At 38.0% G+C, this 16,513-nt stretch carries 11 protein-coding genes; 2 read left to right on the top strand and 9 right to left on the bottom strand.

The genetic code is table 11. The annotated features are described in order from the left end of the window. Nucleotides 1-61: 61 nt before the first annotated feature. From KEM10_RS20315 to glmM, 5 genes are all read right to left on the bottom strand, one after another. Entirely contained in the window at nucleotides 62-1,315 is a 1,254-nt protein-coding gene (locus KEM10_RS20315) for an efflux RND transporter periplasmic adaptor subunit (protein WP_212218889.1), read from the bottom strand. A 5-nt stretch (nucleotides 1,316-1,320) separates the two neighbouring features. After that, on the bottom strand, nucleotides 1,321-2,820 hold the full coding sequence (locus KEM10_RS20310) for a TolC family protein (protein ID WP_212218886.1): 1,500 nt from the start codon (nucleotides 2,818-2,820) through the stop codon (nucleotides 1,321-1,323). Nucleotides 2,821-2,823: 3 nt separating this feature from the next. After that, nucleotides 2,824-4,206 carry an ABC transporter permease gene (locus KEM10_RS20305; protein WP_212218883.1) on the bottom strand — a complete coding sequence of 461 codons (1,383 nt, stop codon included), beginning with the start codon at nucleotides 4,204-4,206 and terminating at the stop codon, nucleotides 2,824-2,826. An 18-nt stretch (nucleotides 4,207-4,224) separates the two neighbouring features. Next, nucleotides 4,225-5,526: an efflux RND transporter periplasmic adaptor subunit gene (locus tag KEM10_RS20300; RefSeq protein WP_212218881.1), complete on the bottom strand. Its 1,302-nt coding sequence runs from the start codon at nucleotides 5,524-5,526 to the stop codon at nucleotides 4,225-4,227. A gap of 103 nt (nucleotides 5,527-5,629) precedes the next feature. After that, nucleotides 5,630-7,015 (bottom strand): phosphoglucosamine mutase, encoded by a 1,386-nt coding sequence (glmM, locus tag KEM10_RS20295; protein ID WP_212218879.1) that lies wholly within the window; start codon nucleotides 7,013-7,015, stop codon nucleotides 5,630-5,632. A 231-nt stretch (nucleotides 7,016-7,246) separates the two neighbouring features. On the opposite strand from glmM, the gene KEM10_RS20290 reads away from it, so the two are divergent. Together KEM10_RS20290 and KEM10_RS20285 are read left to right on the top strand one after the other, a co-directional pair. Then, a complete protein-coding gene (locus KEM10_RS20290; RefSeq protein WP_212218876.1) occupies nucleotides 7,247-8,128 on the top strand; it encodes a pseudouridine synthase in 882 nt (293 codons plus the stop codon). A gap of 67 nt (nucleotides 8,129-8,195) precedes the next feature. Then, a complete protein-coding gene (locus KEM10_RS20285) occupies nucleotides 8,196-10,574 on the top strand; it encodes a DUF5686 and carboxypeptidase-like regulatory domain-containing protein (protein WP_212218873.1) in 2,379 nt (792 codons plus the stop codon). Nucleotides 10,575-11,150: 576 nt separating this feature from the next. Here the strand turns inward: KEM10_RS20285 and KEM10_RS20280 are convergent. From KEM10_RS20280 to KEM10_RS20265, 4 genes are all read right to left on the bottom strand, one after another. Next, nucleotides 11,151-13,775, bottom strand: coding sequence for a valine--tRNA ligase (locus tag KEM10_RS20280; protein ID WP_212218870.1), 2,625 nt, complete (start codon nucleotides 13,773-13,775; stop codon nucleotides 11,151-11,153). A gap of 163 nt (nucleotides 13,776-13,938) precedes the next feature. After that, nucleotides 13,939-14,718 carry a molybdate ABC transporter substrate-binding protein gene (modA, locus tag KEM10_RS20275; protein WP_212218867.1) on the bottom strand — a complete coding sequence of 260 codons (780 nt, stop codon included), beginning with the start codon at nucleotides 14,716-14,718 and terminating at the stop codon, nucleotides 13,939-13,941. Nucleotides 14,719-14,772: 54 nt separating this feature from the next. Beyond that, the gene (locus tag KEM10_RS20270) at nucleotides 14,773-15,921 is read right to left on the bottom strand and encodes a porin (protein ID WP_212218863.1); all 1,149 of its coding nucleotides are present in this window, start codon (nucleotides 15,919-15,921) and stop codon (nucleotides 14,773-14,775) included. 181 nt (nucleotides 15,922-16,102) lie between these two features. Beyond that, nucleotides 16,103-16,453 (bottom strand): winged helix-turn-helix domain-containing protein, encoded by a 351-nt coding sequence (locus KEM10_RS20265; RefSeq protein WP_212218860.1) that lies wholly within the window; start codon nucleotides 16,451-16,453, stop codon nucleotides 16,103-16,105. Nucleotides 16,454-16,513: the final 60 nt, after the last annotated feature.

The following is a 16,513-nucleotide window of genomic DNA, read 5'->3' as shown; positions in this document are numbered from 1 at the left end:
TATGACATTATGGCAAAACACAATTATTGTACTTTACTATAATGTCATAAGGTTAGCAGTTTTAATTTTCTGACAGTTTTGATATTTCGATATCCTCATCACCAACCGTATAATTTATAAGAACTTTATCTCCTTCTTTTAAACCATTGGTGATAGTATAAAACATTTCATTTTCAGATCCTATTTCTACTTCCTTAAACTGAGTTGATAATCCATCTTTTTGAACTACATATCTAAGACTGTCGTTTCCATACACAGCTTCTTTTGCTACAAACAAAATATCTTCCAGGCTTTTTGTTATAATGGTATTGGTCGATGTCATCCCGGGCAATAACACTTCTTTGTATTCTTTTAACTCCACAATTACCTTAAAGCCATTCTGAAATTCACCCGGCATCTCCTGCCCCACATTGGCAATACTAATAATTTCGCCCTCGAATGTTTCTTTAGGGAAAGCGTCAATTTTAAGTTTAACAGCCTGCCCTAACTCTATTTTAGCAATATCAATCTCTTTCACATATAGTTCAGAAATAATAGTCTTTAAATCAGGCAAGGTAGCAATTAAGGGCATCCACCTGCCAACGCGAGAGCCCACTTTTACCTTTTGACCATCGTAACCATAGCCATAAATAATCATACCATTGGCCGGTGAGTGAATAACCAGTTCCGATTTTAACTGTTCATACAATTTTTTGCGACGCTCATAACGATCCACTCGTTCCTGATTGCGTGCTATTCTTCTTTTATGATTTTGTGTTTGCGTAATCAGGTCGCGTTTGGCCTTTGCCAATGCTCTTACTGCCTTGTCGTAATCAATCTGACTCTGACGCTGTACTGCTTTAGATTCATAAGTAGATTGCTGCACCTTTATTTCGGCATCCAACAGGTAGTCTTCTTTTTTACGAATATTCTCTCGAGCTCCCATTAAAGTTAAGCTTGAATCAATTTTAGCATCTTCAAGCCGGGTATATATTTCATTCAAGCGATCGTTTACTTCGGTTAACCGCTCTTCCACCTCGGTAGGATCCAATGTGGCAACCTGATCACCTTTTTCTACGATTTTACCTTCTTCAACAATACTCATTATTTTCAGATCCCAAATCCTCAGCTCGCGATTAAAACTAACCTCGGGAACTGTAATATCAAGAGCTTTTTGAGCTTTTAATTCACCCATCGCAGTAACGGAAGTTTCAAAGCTACCTTTCTGAACTTTTGCTATCTGTTGTGTATCATCAGATTTTTTCCATGGTTGCCAAATCAGTATTATAATCACTAATAAGACTCCCAGACCAATTCCTATCTTTTTTTTATTCATGGCTTTTACTTTTCAAGTAGGTAGTCTAATTCTTTTATAAGTGATTCATTTTCCTCGAAATCGTACAAGGTAATTTGTCTTATTCGATAATAACCTCTCCAAAAATCAGATAGAGAATTTATATAGGCTCTTTTTGATTGATCTAATGAATTACGTGCCGCATTCAACCTGATGACATCTACTTTATCAATCATAAAACGCTGTTTAGTAACATTATACCCCAATTGCGCAACTGTATCAGCTTTAGCAGAGATATCAACTTGTTCTTCCTGAAGGTTAAATTCAAGAATTTGCATAACAACATCCTGCTCAAAATCAATCAGAGCCTGACGTACTTCGGCCTCTGCAACCTGCCGGTTTGATTTGGCCATTTGAATCTGTCCTTTTCTGGTTCCCCAGTCTATAATAGGAGCATTTAATGATACTCCTAACCCTCTGTCATCACCAAATGGACTGGCGTATACATCATTGAAATTATCTGACTGTTTATTGATCCCAAGATTTGCACGTAAATTAGCACTTAAGCCACTTGTAGCTTTTGTTTGTGCTACATTCTGATTAGCCCTTATTAACCGTGCTTCTAATTGCAATACTTCCGGGTTGTTTTCTTTTGCCAACTCCAAAGCTTTGTCGGCGTTAACTTTCAAATCAGGGATTTCGTTGGGTATTAATGGCTGTATTACAACATCTTTATTAAAGCCTAAAAAAGAATTTAACAGATTACGAGCCTGTTTCAGACTAACTTCGGCTTTGGTCTTAGCTATTTTTGCATTTAGATAGCTTAATTCAAGATCTAATAATTCATCCTGCGTTACTGTTCCAATATTAAAACGTCCTTTACCAATATTAAATAAGGTATCGGCATTAGCAAGGTTGGTTTCAGCTATTTTCAAATCAATCTCTGCACCAACTGTATTAAAAAATATGCGAACCGATTGCTCCGATAAAGCCTCCATATCCGACAAGAAGGTTTTCTTTGCCTGTTCAAACTCTAGCGGCTTTAATTTCGATTGCCATTTAAATTCATTATAACCGGTAAGAGGTTGGCTCAAACGAATACTCACCGGAACAGATGTAAAACTAATATCATCTGATCCTACATTCTGTAAACGCTGAACATCGGAAGTAAGACTTAGCTCACCACCGGTTAATGTAACATTCTGATTTAAAGACAACCCCACCTGAGAAGAGACATACTCATTAGAAACATATTTATTTTCTCCTGTTTCAGGGTCAATCACCTGCCTAACAGATCGATCATAATTAACGGGTGTAGTATTCAGTCGTAGTCCAGGAAGTTGCGAAGCCTTAAAACTTCTGAAATCCCAATAACTGGCAAGGTACATGTTTTTCGATCGGAAGCTGGATATCGATTGAAGTTTAGCTAATCGAATAGCTTCATCCAAGGTCAATTGCATTTCAAGCTCTTCATTCTGAACAGTATCTTGAGCCTGAATATTTAAAAATAATAGTGTGGTTAAAATCAGGGTTATTAAGCGGTACATATATTAATGTCTTAAAGATTCAACAGGATCCTGGGCAGCAGCACGCTTCGCCGGGATATATCCAAAAATAATTCCAACAGTGGCCGATACACTAAAAGCCACAATTACAGAGAAAAAAGAAACGATGGTTTTTATATCGGCTGTGAGATGAATAAGGTGAGCCAGTAACACTCCCAGCATTATTCCAATTAAACCACCAGAAATACTAATTAAGGTTGATTCAGCCAAAAACTGCACAATAATATCTTTTCGTGAAGCACCAATGGCCTGCCGTGTTCCAATCTCACGAATTCGTTCCCAAACGGAGGCAAGCATAATATTCATAATACCAATACCTCCAACAATCAGTGAGATACCTGCAATGGCGCCTAATACAATATTAAATATCTCATTAGTTTTTTGTTGTTGTTTCAATAACAACTCGGGCACTGTAACCTCAAAATCATAAAGGTTGGAATGACGACGTAAAATCAATCGCTTAATAACATCAGCAGTAGATGACAGATGTTCCGTCTCATCCACTTGAACAATTATTTTATCAAGTTGATTTGCACTTTTCGTTTCGGTAGATGATGTCTCTTCATCTTCTCCTCCACCCATCATAAAAACAACGCCTCCGCCGGCCATGTTATCCATTACCTCGGGATTTATGGCGCCTTTATCTTTAAACCGCATCAGCATGGTTTTTATTGGAATGATAATGGTATTATCAGAACTACTAATTCCCATTTCATCCGATGCCGAAGTGGTAAAATCACGTTTTTCAATGGTTCCGATCACACGTAACCAAACCTGACCACATTTAATATACTGGCCAACCGGATTATCCTGATTAAAAAACTTTGCACGAATATTATCACCGATAATACAAACCGGAACTCCTTTACTGGTTTGTTGTTCACTGAATATTTTTCCTTTATCAAGATTAATGTTCAGCATTTCAAAGTAACTGGATGAAACACCTTCCAGACTAACCGGATAACTTTTACCTTCTTTAATAGCGTGGTAGTTTAACGAAACAACCGGACTTATTTTATTAACCGTAGGAATCGTTTCCAGTATGGCCTGTGCATCCATCTGATGTAATCCTCTCGAAAACTTCTTCTTTTTGGAGTTATTATCCGAATCGGATCCATTGGCTTCAATAGACTGACTCACTGGTGTAATGATAATATTATTGACACCAACGAGTTTAATTTGTTCCAAAACTTCTTGCTGCGCTCCTTTTCCAATCGCCAGCATACTAATTACGGCGGCCACACCAAACATGATACCCAAAGCAGTTAAAAAGGACTTAACTTTATTGGATAAAATAGCTTCAACAGCTATAATAACATTGTGTGAATACCGTAAATATAATTTAAATGGGGAATCTATATTTTTCATGGTAGATACAGATAGAGATTAGTTAACAGACAAACTGTCTTGTTGATTTAATTTCAATTCGTTATAAATCTCTATTCCTTCATAAGGCATATCATCAGACTCATCCGGCTGATTCATCATCAACACATCACCTTCAGAGACACCTTTTTTAAGTACTACAAAATTCTCGTTAGCAGCACCTAGTGAAACAATTTGTTTTGTAATATTTCGTCCTTCAACAAAAACATAACTTAATGAGTCGTTTGAAAAAACAGCCTCCATTGGAGCATACATTACATCTTGTAAATTGGCTGTATTAATAACATTACTGGTTGTCATTGCCGGACGCAAATCTTTATCAGTTCCATCTACCTTAATGGTAACTTCAAAAACTTTAGCATCGCCTTTGGGTATTACCTGACCTATATTAGCAACAGCAATTACCTCTCCATCAAAACTCTTTTCGGGGAAAGCATCAATACCCACTTTCACTTCCTGTCCGACTTTTATTTTTGAAATATCAATTTCATTAATAAAGGTTTTTGAAATCATACTGCTCAAATCGGGTAATTCTGCTATTTGTGGTCTCCAGCGGCTAATGGTAGAACCGGCTTTTATTTTCTTGCCGAAACGATCAAAACTGTAAATGACCAAGCCAGGTTTAGGAGCTGTGACTTCTAAGGCATTAAATAGCTTTCCAATATCATCTAACCGTTTTTGTTGCTTACGCACTCTTTCCGATTCGCGATAAACCTTATACTCATCCTGCTTTTTCTTTAGAGTATAATTCGTTTGCTTTTGCTCCAGATCTCTGGTAGCTCTTTCTACATCAAGCTGAGCTTGCCTTTTTACAGCCGGTGATTCATAAATTGATTGATCGAGAATAATTTTTTTCTCCTCCAGATCAACCTGTGCATTTAACAACTCATCGCGAAGTGTGCTTAGATTAAGATTGGTATCTATTTTAGCATCTTCGTAGGCATTAAAAGCTGTTTCATAATCTTCTTCAGCTTTTGATCTCAACTCTTCAACGGCAGCATGATCGAGCGTTGCAACATAACCACCTGAATCAACAACAGTTCCTTCCTCAACAATCTCAGTCACTTTAATCTCATAAAGATCAATATTACGACTATTTATTTCGTTGGGAAGTACAATTAATTCAGAATTCTCGGTTTGAAGCTGTCCGGTAGAGTATACTTCTGAAATAAAGTTACCTTTTATAACTTTCGTAGTTAGGTAATTGGTTCCATCTGATTTGGCAGGGGTAAAAATCCAAATTGCCAATAAAATTAACACAAGGGTGCTAAGGATAAAGTAGGTCTTTTTATTAAAATTCATTATTTAAGGGTTTAGGCTGCTATAATAATTAAAATAAGGCTAAACAAATAAAAAAGGCTCATTGATTTAACGAGCCTTCATGTTAATTATTGTTAATGATTGTCTATATAAACGACTTAATATCGGAAATTATACTTTGAGCCAATTCATTAGCTTCATCAGCCGATTTTGCCTCTGCATAAATCCGAATGATTGGTTCAGTATTTGATTTTCTCAACTGAACCCACTTTTCAGCAAAATCAATTTTTAATCCATCAATATCATTAATTTGTTCTTCGGAATATTTAGCTTTCACTTGTTCCAATACCTTATCAACATCTATTTCTGGTGTTAATTCTATTTTATTTTTAGATATTGAATATTCAGGATACTTAGCTCGTAGTGAAGAACAACTGATTCCGCATTTAGCCAAATGAGTTAAGAACAAACCAATACCTACTAAAGCATCGCGTCCATAATGACTCTCGGGATAGATGACTCCTCCGTTACCTTCGCCTCCAATCAAGGCATTGGTTTCTTTCATGGTGGTTACTACATTCACTTCTCCTACAGCTGCAGCAGTATATTCGCCTCCATATGCACGGGTTACATCAGCCAAAGCGCGAGTTGACGAAAGATTAGATACCGTATTTCCGGTTTTATGAGCTAATAAATAATCAGCTACCGCAACCAAGGTATACTCTTCTCCAAACATCGAGCCATCCTCATTGATAATTGCTAAACGATCTACATCCGGATCAACCACAAAACCCACATCAGCTTTTTTATCCTTTATAGTGTTAGATATCTCGGTCAAATGCTCCGGAAGGGGTTCCGGATTATGTGGAAATTGTCCATTAGGCTCAGTATACAATTCAATAACATTAGATACTCCTAAGGCCTTTAATAGTTCTGGTAAAACAACTCCACCTACACTATTTACACAATCAATAGCTACTGTGAAATTGGCTTTTTTAATGGCTTCAACATCAACCATCTCAAGATCTAAAACATGTTGAATATGAAATTTATTATATATATCCTTTTCTTCAACACGCCCCAGATCATCAACCTCGGCAAAAACAAAACTCTCGTCTTCGGCTATTTTTAACACGTCAGCTCCATCCTGAGCACTTAAAAACTCACCTTTTTCATTTAAAAGTTTTAAAGCGTTCCATTGCTTAGGATTATGGCTGGCAGTAAGAATAATTCCACCATCAGCTTTTTCTTCGGTTACAGCAATCTCGGTAGTTGGTGTGGTAGCCAACCCAATATTTACTACATCAATACCTAAACCTTGTAAGCTTCCTACTACCAAATTTTTAACCATCTCGCCTGAAATTCGGGCATCACGCCCCACAACAATGGTTAGTTTTTTATTCGGATGACGCATTTTTGCCCATTGACCATAAGCAGCACTAAATTTAACTACATCCAGTGGAGATAATCCTTCACCTACTTGTCCGCCAATTGTTCCTCTAATGCCTGAGATAGATTTTATCAGTGTCATAAATTTTGTTTTTGTTTTGCTGAAGGACAAAAATGGATCATTTTTTTTATATAGCAAATGATATATGATAGCCTTTTCAATCTGTTTGATAGGATTTGCCAATTAATTAACGAATAAAAAACCTAATAAATACCAAAAAGCAAATAATTGTAGTAATTTTTCATCGAAAGCTACAGTATGTCAACTGTTTTTTTCTCAACTTTGCATTTTTGAAATTAGATATACGAGCAAATGCGTAACGAACGTAATTTTAAGCGAAAGCCGGGTCGCCGTTTTGATGATCAGCAAGAGAGTGAAGGAAAAAGAAGAGTTATCAAAAGACACTCCGAAAAGAAACAACCTGCATCTTCTACCAGACCGCCCAAATACAATAACATAGAAAACTCCGATCAAAAGGACAAAATCCGATTAAATCGTTTTGTGGCCAATGCAGGAGTATGCAGCCGACGCGAAGCTGACAAACTAATTGCCAATGGGGAGATAACCGTAAATGGCAAGGTAGTAACAGAAATGGGTGTTAGCGTTTCGATGCAGGACGATGTTCGCTATCAGGGCAAAAGGTTAAATGCCGAAGAAAAAGTATATGTTCTTCTAAATAAGCCCAAAGATTACGTTACTACGGTTGAAGACAAACATGCCAAACATACAGTTATGGATTTGGTAAGAGATGCCAGTCCTAATAGAATTTATCCGGTAGGTAGACTTGACAAGCAAACAACCGGTTTATTACTATTAACCAACGACGGTGATTTAACAAAGGTCTTGACTCACCCTAAGCACAATGCTAAAAAGATTTATCACGTGTATACTGATAAACCTGTTTTTTCAAGTCACCTCGATCAGTTAGCCAAAGGAATTACTTTGGAAGATGGGCCTATACATGCCGATGCAATTAGTTTTGTTGACAAAGATGACAAAACACAAGTAGGTGTGGAAATTCATTCGGGCAGAAACAGAATTGTACGTCGTATGTTTGAACACCTGGGATACAAAGTAATGAAACTCGACAGAGTGTATTTTGCAGGATTAACTAAACAAAACATACCTCGTGGAAAATGGCGATACCTAAGTGCTAAAGAAGTTACCCGATTAAAAGCGGGTATGTTAAGATAATATTAAAGAGCCTTTTTTTGGCTCTTTTTTTGTACTTTTCCATTGCATAAAATTCTTTTTAACACCTATGCCTACCAGAACTACGATATACATATTTATTTGCATATTCTTTTTATTAAAAGCAAACGACTCTTCTGCCCAAAAGATTAGTGGAGTTGTTGAGGACGCCATTACAGGCCAGTCTATCCCATTTGTCAATGTTAGTTTTGGCGATCAAAAAGGAACGGTAACCGATATTGATGGCAAATTCATTATTGAAGACCTACATTCATTAGATGACATTCGTTTTTCATGCCTGGGATATTACCCAATACTACTTAAGAATGAAGACATCAATCCATTTTTAAACATCCGTCTTCATCCGATACAATACGAGCTGGATGAAATTAATGTGGTACCTGGCGAAAATCCGGCCGTTACCATCATGCGTAACGTTATTGACAATGCCGACCAGCACAATCCATCATTATATCAACCTTACAGTTGTATTCTCTACCATAAAATGATTGTTGAATACGACATGCCTGAAGAAATAAAGGAAGAAGAACTGCCTCAACTAATGAATGATTTGGGACTGAGTAAAGACAGCTACCTTATGTTATTTGAGTCGGTCTCGGAGAAAAGGCACTTCAAAAAAGGAATGGATAAGGAGCGTATCTTATCCGGCAGAGTCAGCGGAATGAAAAACTCTACCCTGGCTTCATTACCTGCCATGCTACAACCATTCTCGTTTTACGATCAATACCTGAAAATACTCGACAGCGATTATCTCAACCCGGCATCAAACGCCGGATTAAACAATTACTATTTTCAGTTGCTTGATACCATTGTCGACAACAAAGGAGACTCGATTTATTACATATCCTATAATCCTAAGCCCACGCATAATTTCAGAGGCCTGACAGGGACTTTTCATATTCTGCAATCCGACTGGGCTATTAAGAGTGTGGTTGCCAAAACAGCCGGTTCAAACAAAGGATTGAGTTTATACATCAAACAAAATTACCAACCCAATAACGAAGGGCTGTGGTTCCCTCATCAGCTCGAGAGCAGCCTCGAATTTAAAAGCATGGGTTCGTCGCAACAACTCCCCTATCCCCTTATTGGTAAAGGCAAAAGCTACGTAACAGCTATCAACACTAAACCTGATTTTACGGCAAAAGATTTTGACAATGTTGTTTTTGAAGATGCCACGTTAGCACAAACATCTCCTGATGTGGGACTTTACAGATACGAACCTTTGACGGCACGTGATTCACTGACTTATCACCTGCTCGATAGTTTGGGTAAAAAAGCACATCTGGACGCGATTATCAATCTTCAGCTCTCGATGATTAAAGGCTATTTACCGGCCGGAAAGTTTCAAATGGATATACGCCGTTTTTTCGACTATAACGATTTTGAAGGCTTTAAAGTGGGACTTGGCTTGTATACCAGTCCTAAAATGTCGACTAAGTTTTCGACCGGTGGATACGTTACCTATGGATTTGGCGATAAAGAATGGAAATACGGAGGCTCACTATTTCTTACTCCTTTTAAGAGAGAGGAAAATCGTTTTATTATCGATTACAAGGATGATGTATTTGCCACGGGGGAGTTAAGTTTTATGGATGGAATTCAAAAAAACTCTACCGAGATGTTTCGTGGCTTTTTGGTTGAAACCATGGATCGCACACAAGAAATTAAATTGGGTACCGAGTTTCGTTTTCTGAAATATTTTAAAACCGGATTGTATTATCGAAATGCAACAGTAACTCCGCAAAAAAGATATCGTTTTATGGTTACCGATGAAATAGCTCCTGCCTTCGACTTTCAGGAAGCATCGGTCAGATTGAAATGGGCACACCGCGAAACATTTACCAACACAGCTCTCGGATTACTATCGGAAGGCACACCTTATCCGAAAGTATGGATCAATGCCACCTACGGCCAATGGGAACAAAATGGCACTTCGGACTACCAAAAGCTGGAGACGCAATTAGAAAAAACATTTAATTACCCTAACGCCATGTACACCAACATCAGGTTGCAGGGGGCTAAATTATACGGCGATTATCCATCCACTTTCTTATACAGCTCACTGGGATCATATAAGAGTTTTACCATTTTTATTCCCAATTCATTTGCCACTATGCGCCTGAACGAATTTGCTGCCGAGCAGTTCTCAGCTGTTTATTTTTCGCATGGCATACCGCTGTCATTAAACACTAACCGACGCATTAAACCCGAGATTGTACTATCGACCAATGCTGCCTGGGGCGAAGCACCCGAAGGAGTCAGCTCGTTTGAAAAGGGGTATTACGAATCGGGTGTATACTTCCGAAACCTTTTATCGAACTTTATTTTCCGATATGGTTTATCAGTGCATTACCGTTATGGAGCCTACCAACTGGATAAAGGAATTGATAACTGGGCTTTTAAACTGGGCTTGGAGTTTGCATTGTAGAAAGCTTGAAGCCAGAAGACTGAGGACGGAAGTTGATCAGTGAAACAAGATTCCTGAGCCTGTCGAAGAAACGATTTTCAATTAAGCACAAAGTGCCTAAAAAGCTACTGGCTGATAGCTTATGGCTATTTCCATCATGCTAATCGAGGTTCGGAAGCCTGTCGATGGAACAATTAATCAATGGCAATTCATTATTTTTTTCAAAAGATACATTCTTGTTTATTCTTCTGCCATCCTATCTAATAGAAATTAACTTCATTCTTATATAATCATATTTCTATGATTATATATCTTAATCTATTTTTTATTTTCTGTTTTCTATTTTTCTTTTGTAGCTGTCTTTTTACTATTATTTCCTTCTATTTAATTATATATTTTCATCTTTTATCTTTTAGATATCTAATATTTATATCTAGAAATATTCGTTTCTTTTTTCGATATCATCTATTTATTATTAGACTAGTAATATTATAATTTAGATATCTATATTACGTAAACAGAACATTGCATGGAGTTATTATACAAAAAGGGCTGCGATCAATCACAGCCCTTTCCAATATACTAATGTACTTATTCTTATTTTTCTAACCGAGCAATGCTTTCGGTAAGGGTTTTAATCTTTGCCTCGGCATCGGCTTGTTTCTGACGTTCTTTAGCAACCACCGCTTCAGGGGCACTACCCACAAAGCGCTCATTACCCAGCTTTTTCATTACTCCTTTCAGGAATCCTTCCTGGTGAGCCAAGTCTTTACGAAGTTTTTCCAACTCTGCCTCTACGTCAATCATGCCATCCATCGGAACAAAATACTCGTTGGTACGTGCCATAAACGAAACAGCGCCTTCTGTTTTTTCCGATACCATGGTCTTCTCGCTGATGTTAGCCATCTTCACCAACACAGCATCAAAGTCGGCAGCATAATTCTCACCACCCAACACATCCAGCTTCAAAGCATCTTTCATGGCGATATTCTTCTCCTTACGGATGGTACGAATTCCACCCACAGCCTCTTTCATTATTTCAAACTTATCCAGCAAGTCTGCATTTAATGGTTTAGCCACAGGCATATCCGACACCATAATACTTTCACCTTCTTTGCGCCCTTCCAAAGTCTGCCAGATTTCTTCTGTTAAGAAAGGCATAAAAGGATGCAAAAGGCGCAACATCTTATCGAAGAATTCAACCGTTGCTTTATAAGTAGCTCCGTCTAATGGTTGCTGGTAAGCAGGCTTGATAGCCTCCAGATACCACGATGAAAACTCTTGCCAGAAAACAGTGTAAACCGTCATCAAGGCATCAGAAATACGGTATTTTGAGAAATGATCGTTAACAATCTCGATGGTCTGATCCAATTTAGCATCAAACCAGCTAATAGCTTGTTTAGCATACTCTGGCTGCTCAATTGAGTTATCGATATCCCAACCTTTAACCAAACGGAATGCATTCCAGATTTTGTTAGCAAAATTACGTCCCTGCTCAGGCAAACTCTCGTCAAACAACAGATCACCACCGGCAGGCGAGCACAACAACATACCCACACGCACACCATCGGCACCATAAGTAGCCATCAGATCCAATGGATCGGGCGAGTTACCCAGTTGCTTACTCATCTTACGACCTTGCTTATCGCGCACCATACCTGTGAAATACACATTGCGGAATGGGAATGTACCTTTAAACTCGTAACCCGCCATAATCATACGAGCCACCCAGAAAAAGATAATATCATGTCCCGTTACCAAATCGTTGGTTGGGTAGTAATAATCTACTTCGTTATTCTCAGGATTGAAACCATCGAATACCGACATCGGCCATAACCACGATGACGCCCAGGTATCCAACACATCTTCTTCCTGCGATAAATCAGCAGTGGTCAATGCATCGCTTCCGGTTTTAGCTTTCGCCTTTTCAACCGCCTCTTCGATGGTTGATGCAACCACAAAATCACCCGACTCTAAATAGAAAACAGGGATACGGTGCCCCCAGTAAAGCTGACGTGAAATACACCAGTCTTTTACATTTTCCATCCAGTGACGGTACACATTTTTGAATTTGGCAGGATGAAACTTCACCTCATCATTCATCACAGCATCCAGGGCAACCTTGGCCATATCGCTCATCTTTAAGAACCATTGGGTACTTAATTTAGGCTCGATAACAGCGCCTGTACGCTCCGAACATCCTACTTTATTATCGTAATTTTCTACTTTCAGAAGGTTACCTGCTTTTTCCAATTCAGGAATAATCTCCTCACGAACCACAAAACGATCTTTACCCACAAACAATCCGGCTTTTTCGCTAAGCGTACCATTGTCGTTTAAGATATCGATGCTCTCCAGGTTATGTCGCATACCAATTTCGTAGTCATTGATATCGTGAGCAGGTGTAATTTTCAAACAACCTGTACCGAATTCCATGTCCACATACTCATCTTCGATGATAGGAATAGAACGGTTTACCAAAGGAACCAATACGCGCTTGCCTCTTAAGTGAGCAAAACGCTCATCGTTTGGATTGATACAAACAGCGGTATCACCCAAAATGGTTTCAGGACGAGTTGTAGCAATAGTTACAAACTCTTCTTCACCTTCGATTTGATATTGCAGGTAGTATAATTTAGAATGAACCTCTTTGTAAACAACCTCTTCGTCAGAAACAGCAGTTAATGCCTCCGGATCCCAGTTTACCATGCGAATACCACGATAAATCAAATCCTTTTCGTAAAGAGCTACAAAAGTATCGATCACCGCTTTGCTGCGAGGTTCATCTAAAGTAAAACAGGTACGATCCCAGTCGCATGAAGCGCCCAGTTTCTTTAACTGTTCTAAAATAATACCACCATGTTCTTCGGTCCAATTCCAGGCATGACTTAAAAACTCATCGCGGCTTAAATCAGACTTATCGATCCCTTGCGTTTTAAGGCGATTTACCACTTTAGCCTCGGTAGCAATAGAAGCGTGATCGGTACCAGGTACCCAACAGGCATTTTTACCCATCATACGGGCACGACGAATCAAAATATCTTGAATGGTATTGTTAAGCATATGTCCCATGTGAAGGACGCCGGTGACGTTTGGTGGTGGGATTACAATGGTATATGGCTCCCTTTCATCGGGCACCGACTTGAAAAATCCCTTGTCCATCCAATACTTATACCACTTGTCTTCTGTAGCATTAGGACTGTACTTGCTTGCAATTTCCATATTCTAACTTTATCTACTTAAATGTGCATTGTCAATAAGACTGCAAAAGTAAGAAAAAATGAGAAATGGTACTGAGAGATAAGGTCTATAATATAAAGTTTAAGAAATATTCAGTCAATTCTACCTTATTCATTTTCATCCTGTAAATAAAAATCAACAATTATTATTTCTTAAAACCGTATTTCTGCCAATTAGGCAATGCTTTGGATGAATTTAAAAACTCATAAAATTGAACTACATTTTGTTTTGCATTACAAACTCCTGCAACATAAACAATCGGCTTATGCGATTCTTCAGGAAAAGGTCCTGCAATCTTCACCTTGCCCGATTTCAATGCATCGGTTCGATAAACAATACCCAAAGGTGCCTCGCCCAATTCCACCATCATCAGAGCAGAGCGCACATCTTTTGAAGGAAGCAATTTTTCCTTCAGACCATTAAAAGCATTAAGATTGTCGAGAGACTGTTTGGCATATCTACCTGCCGGAACGTGCGAAGGATCACCAATGGATAAACGACCTTGACCTAACAATGAGACAAAATCAGTTTCTTTATTAATTGTTATACTATCTATCGTAGAATTATTTGGCACAATCAACACCAACTCATTCATTGCAATATCTGATCGTAAATTATTTTTTATATAACCAAGACTATCTGCATAATCGGCCCATTTCTTACTGGCTGAAAGATATATATCAGCCTCCCCACCTTGCACTATCTGCCGTGCCAATGTGCCACTTGAAGCAAGGTTGAGTTTTATTTTAGTTAAATGATTGTTTTCATATACCTCAACCAACTCTGATAATACATCCGTTAAACTGGCAGCAGCAAACACCATTACCTCATCTTTTGTTTCTTTTGATTTACTTCCACTGCAGGCAGAAATAAATATTAATAATATCAGGACTGACGCAATGCGTGATATAATATTCTTTTTCATTGGTTTCATTTTTCTACATTTACTAATTTCTAATACCTAAAATCCTTTACCTATTTACAATCTGAATTGTAGAGCTAAACCGGCATAATTACCCACTCTGCTGGCAGCTGATCCGCTTTGAATTAAATAATGCGCTGCCAGTTTTAATCGATCTTTATTCAGGTACCAGTTAACCCCTAAATCCCAGGTAGCATCATCTCCAATATGTTTAAACAATTCGCTTGAACCTTCTCCTTTAAAATAATCGTAAGTAACAGATGGCTCAATAAATTTATTAGAAACAATAACATTATAAGCCACACACACGTGCATCTCGGTTCCTGTAAAATCAAGCAATTCTTCCGAAGTTCTTTTCATCTTATAATATTCACCATCAATTCGAATTCCATTATAATCAATGGCAATATCTGCCCCGTAAGTTTGGGCATTTTTAAAATAAACCGATTCATTTATGCATCCATCGTTTAAATTAGATCCACCAACAGCTATAGTAATACCCTTTCTTTCCCTCCATTGATTTCCTGACAACATGTATTTATATTTCGATTGTTCAGGATCGCCAATGGTAAACATCAAACGACCGGTTACCAACCTGCTTGAATTATCAGGACAAGCAAAAGCTTCGGGTTCATATACCCCAACTCTATAGTTAATTCCAAATCCTTTCCAGTTTTTTACACCTCCTAATCCTATTCCACTTTCAATACCATTTCCTTTTCCTGTTGTAAAAGATCGTAAATACCAACAAGACCTTGATTTATCAAATCCGCTCACAGCCCAAGGCGAAGTATTAAACTGACGACTGGTAGCTGCCCAAAAATAACCTGCCTGCAAATTCAACAGATCGCTTTTACGCAATAGTTTTGCAGTAACATATGCATTCCAAACATCAATACCGCCATACGAACCTTTGGTTGATGAATACCCATCCTGACCTAAACGATCGAGCTGTATTTGAAAACTGTATCCTAAAAACCAGTAAGGTTGCCCCTTAGCACCCGTTCTAAATCGTCGTATTTGAGTATCGTTGCGGTCCACATAATCGTGCTCATCATCTTTTTCCTTGCTGCTGTAAGTGGCCCATGTTTCAATACAAACAATAGGTTTAAAAGCTTTTGCCATATCCGGTTTTGACCAAACAGAGTTCTCATCTTTTTCAGATTTAGCCATTATGGCTGATACCGAAAAAAAACAAAATAGCATAAATAAGGTCTTTACTGAAAACATTAATTTGTTCATATATTAGGCTTTAAAGTTTCCTTGTCTTAGTTCTTCCACTCGTTATTCAAATTGTAGAATAACGCCTTTGAAAAAAATCATTATTCAATAGCCTGAATAACGACACTTAAAAAAAATCTTTATTCATTTGAGTGAATAACGCTGCTTAAAAAAAAGCATCCGCCAATTGTTCTTTCATCTTTAACTCACATTTACTCATTTCCTCAGAAATCATTTCGAAACGCGCAATTACTTTTAATCCAAATTTGGTAACTTCCGCACCACCTCCGTTGCTTCCTCCACGCTGCCGAACAACCAATGGTAATGGCGACAATTCGTTCATCTCTTTTATGTAATGCCATGCTTGCTGATACGACATCTTCATTTCCTTTGAGGCTGCATTAATAGATCCCATCTCTTTAACCAGGCTAAGCAAATCGATTCTCTTCTGATTTACGAAAAGCCGATCAAACTTATAGATCTCAATATGATTGGTAATATAAAATGGTGACTTCATACATTGGCAACAATAAATACAGTGCCACACCTACCAGTAATCTGATAATCTACCACTTAA

Origin of the sequence: Carboxylicivirga linearis, from assembly GCF_018271995.1 — a bacterium.
In the GTDB taxonomy this organism is placed as follows: domain Bacteria; phylum Bacteroidota; class Bacteroidia; order Bacteroidales; family Marinilabiliaceae; genus Carboxylicivirga; species Carboxylicivirga linearis.
This window is presented reverse-complemented; position numbering and strand designations above follow the sequence as displayed.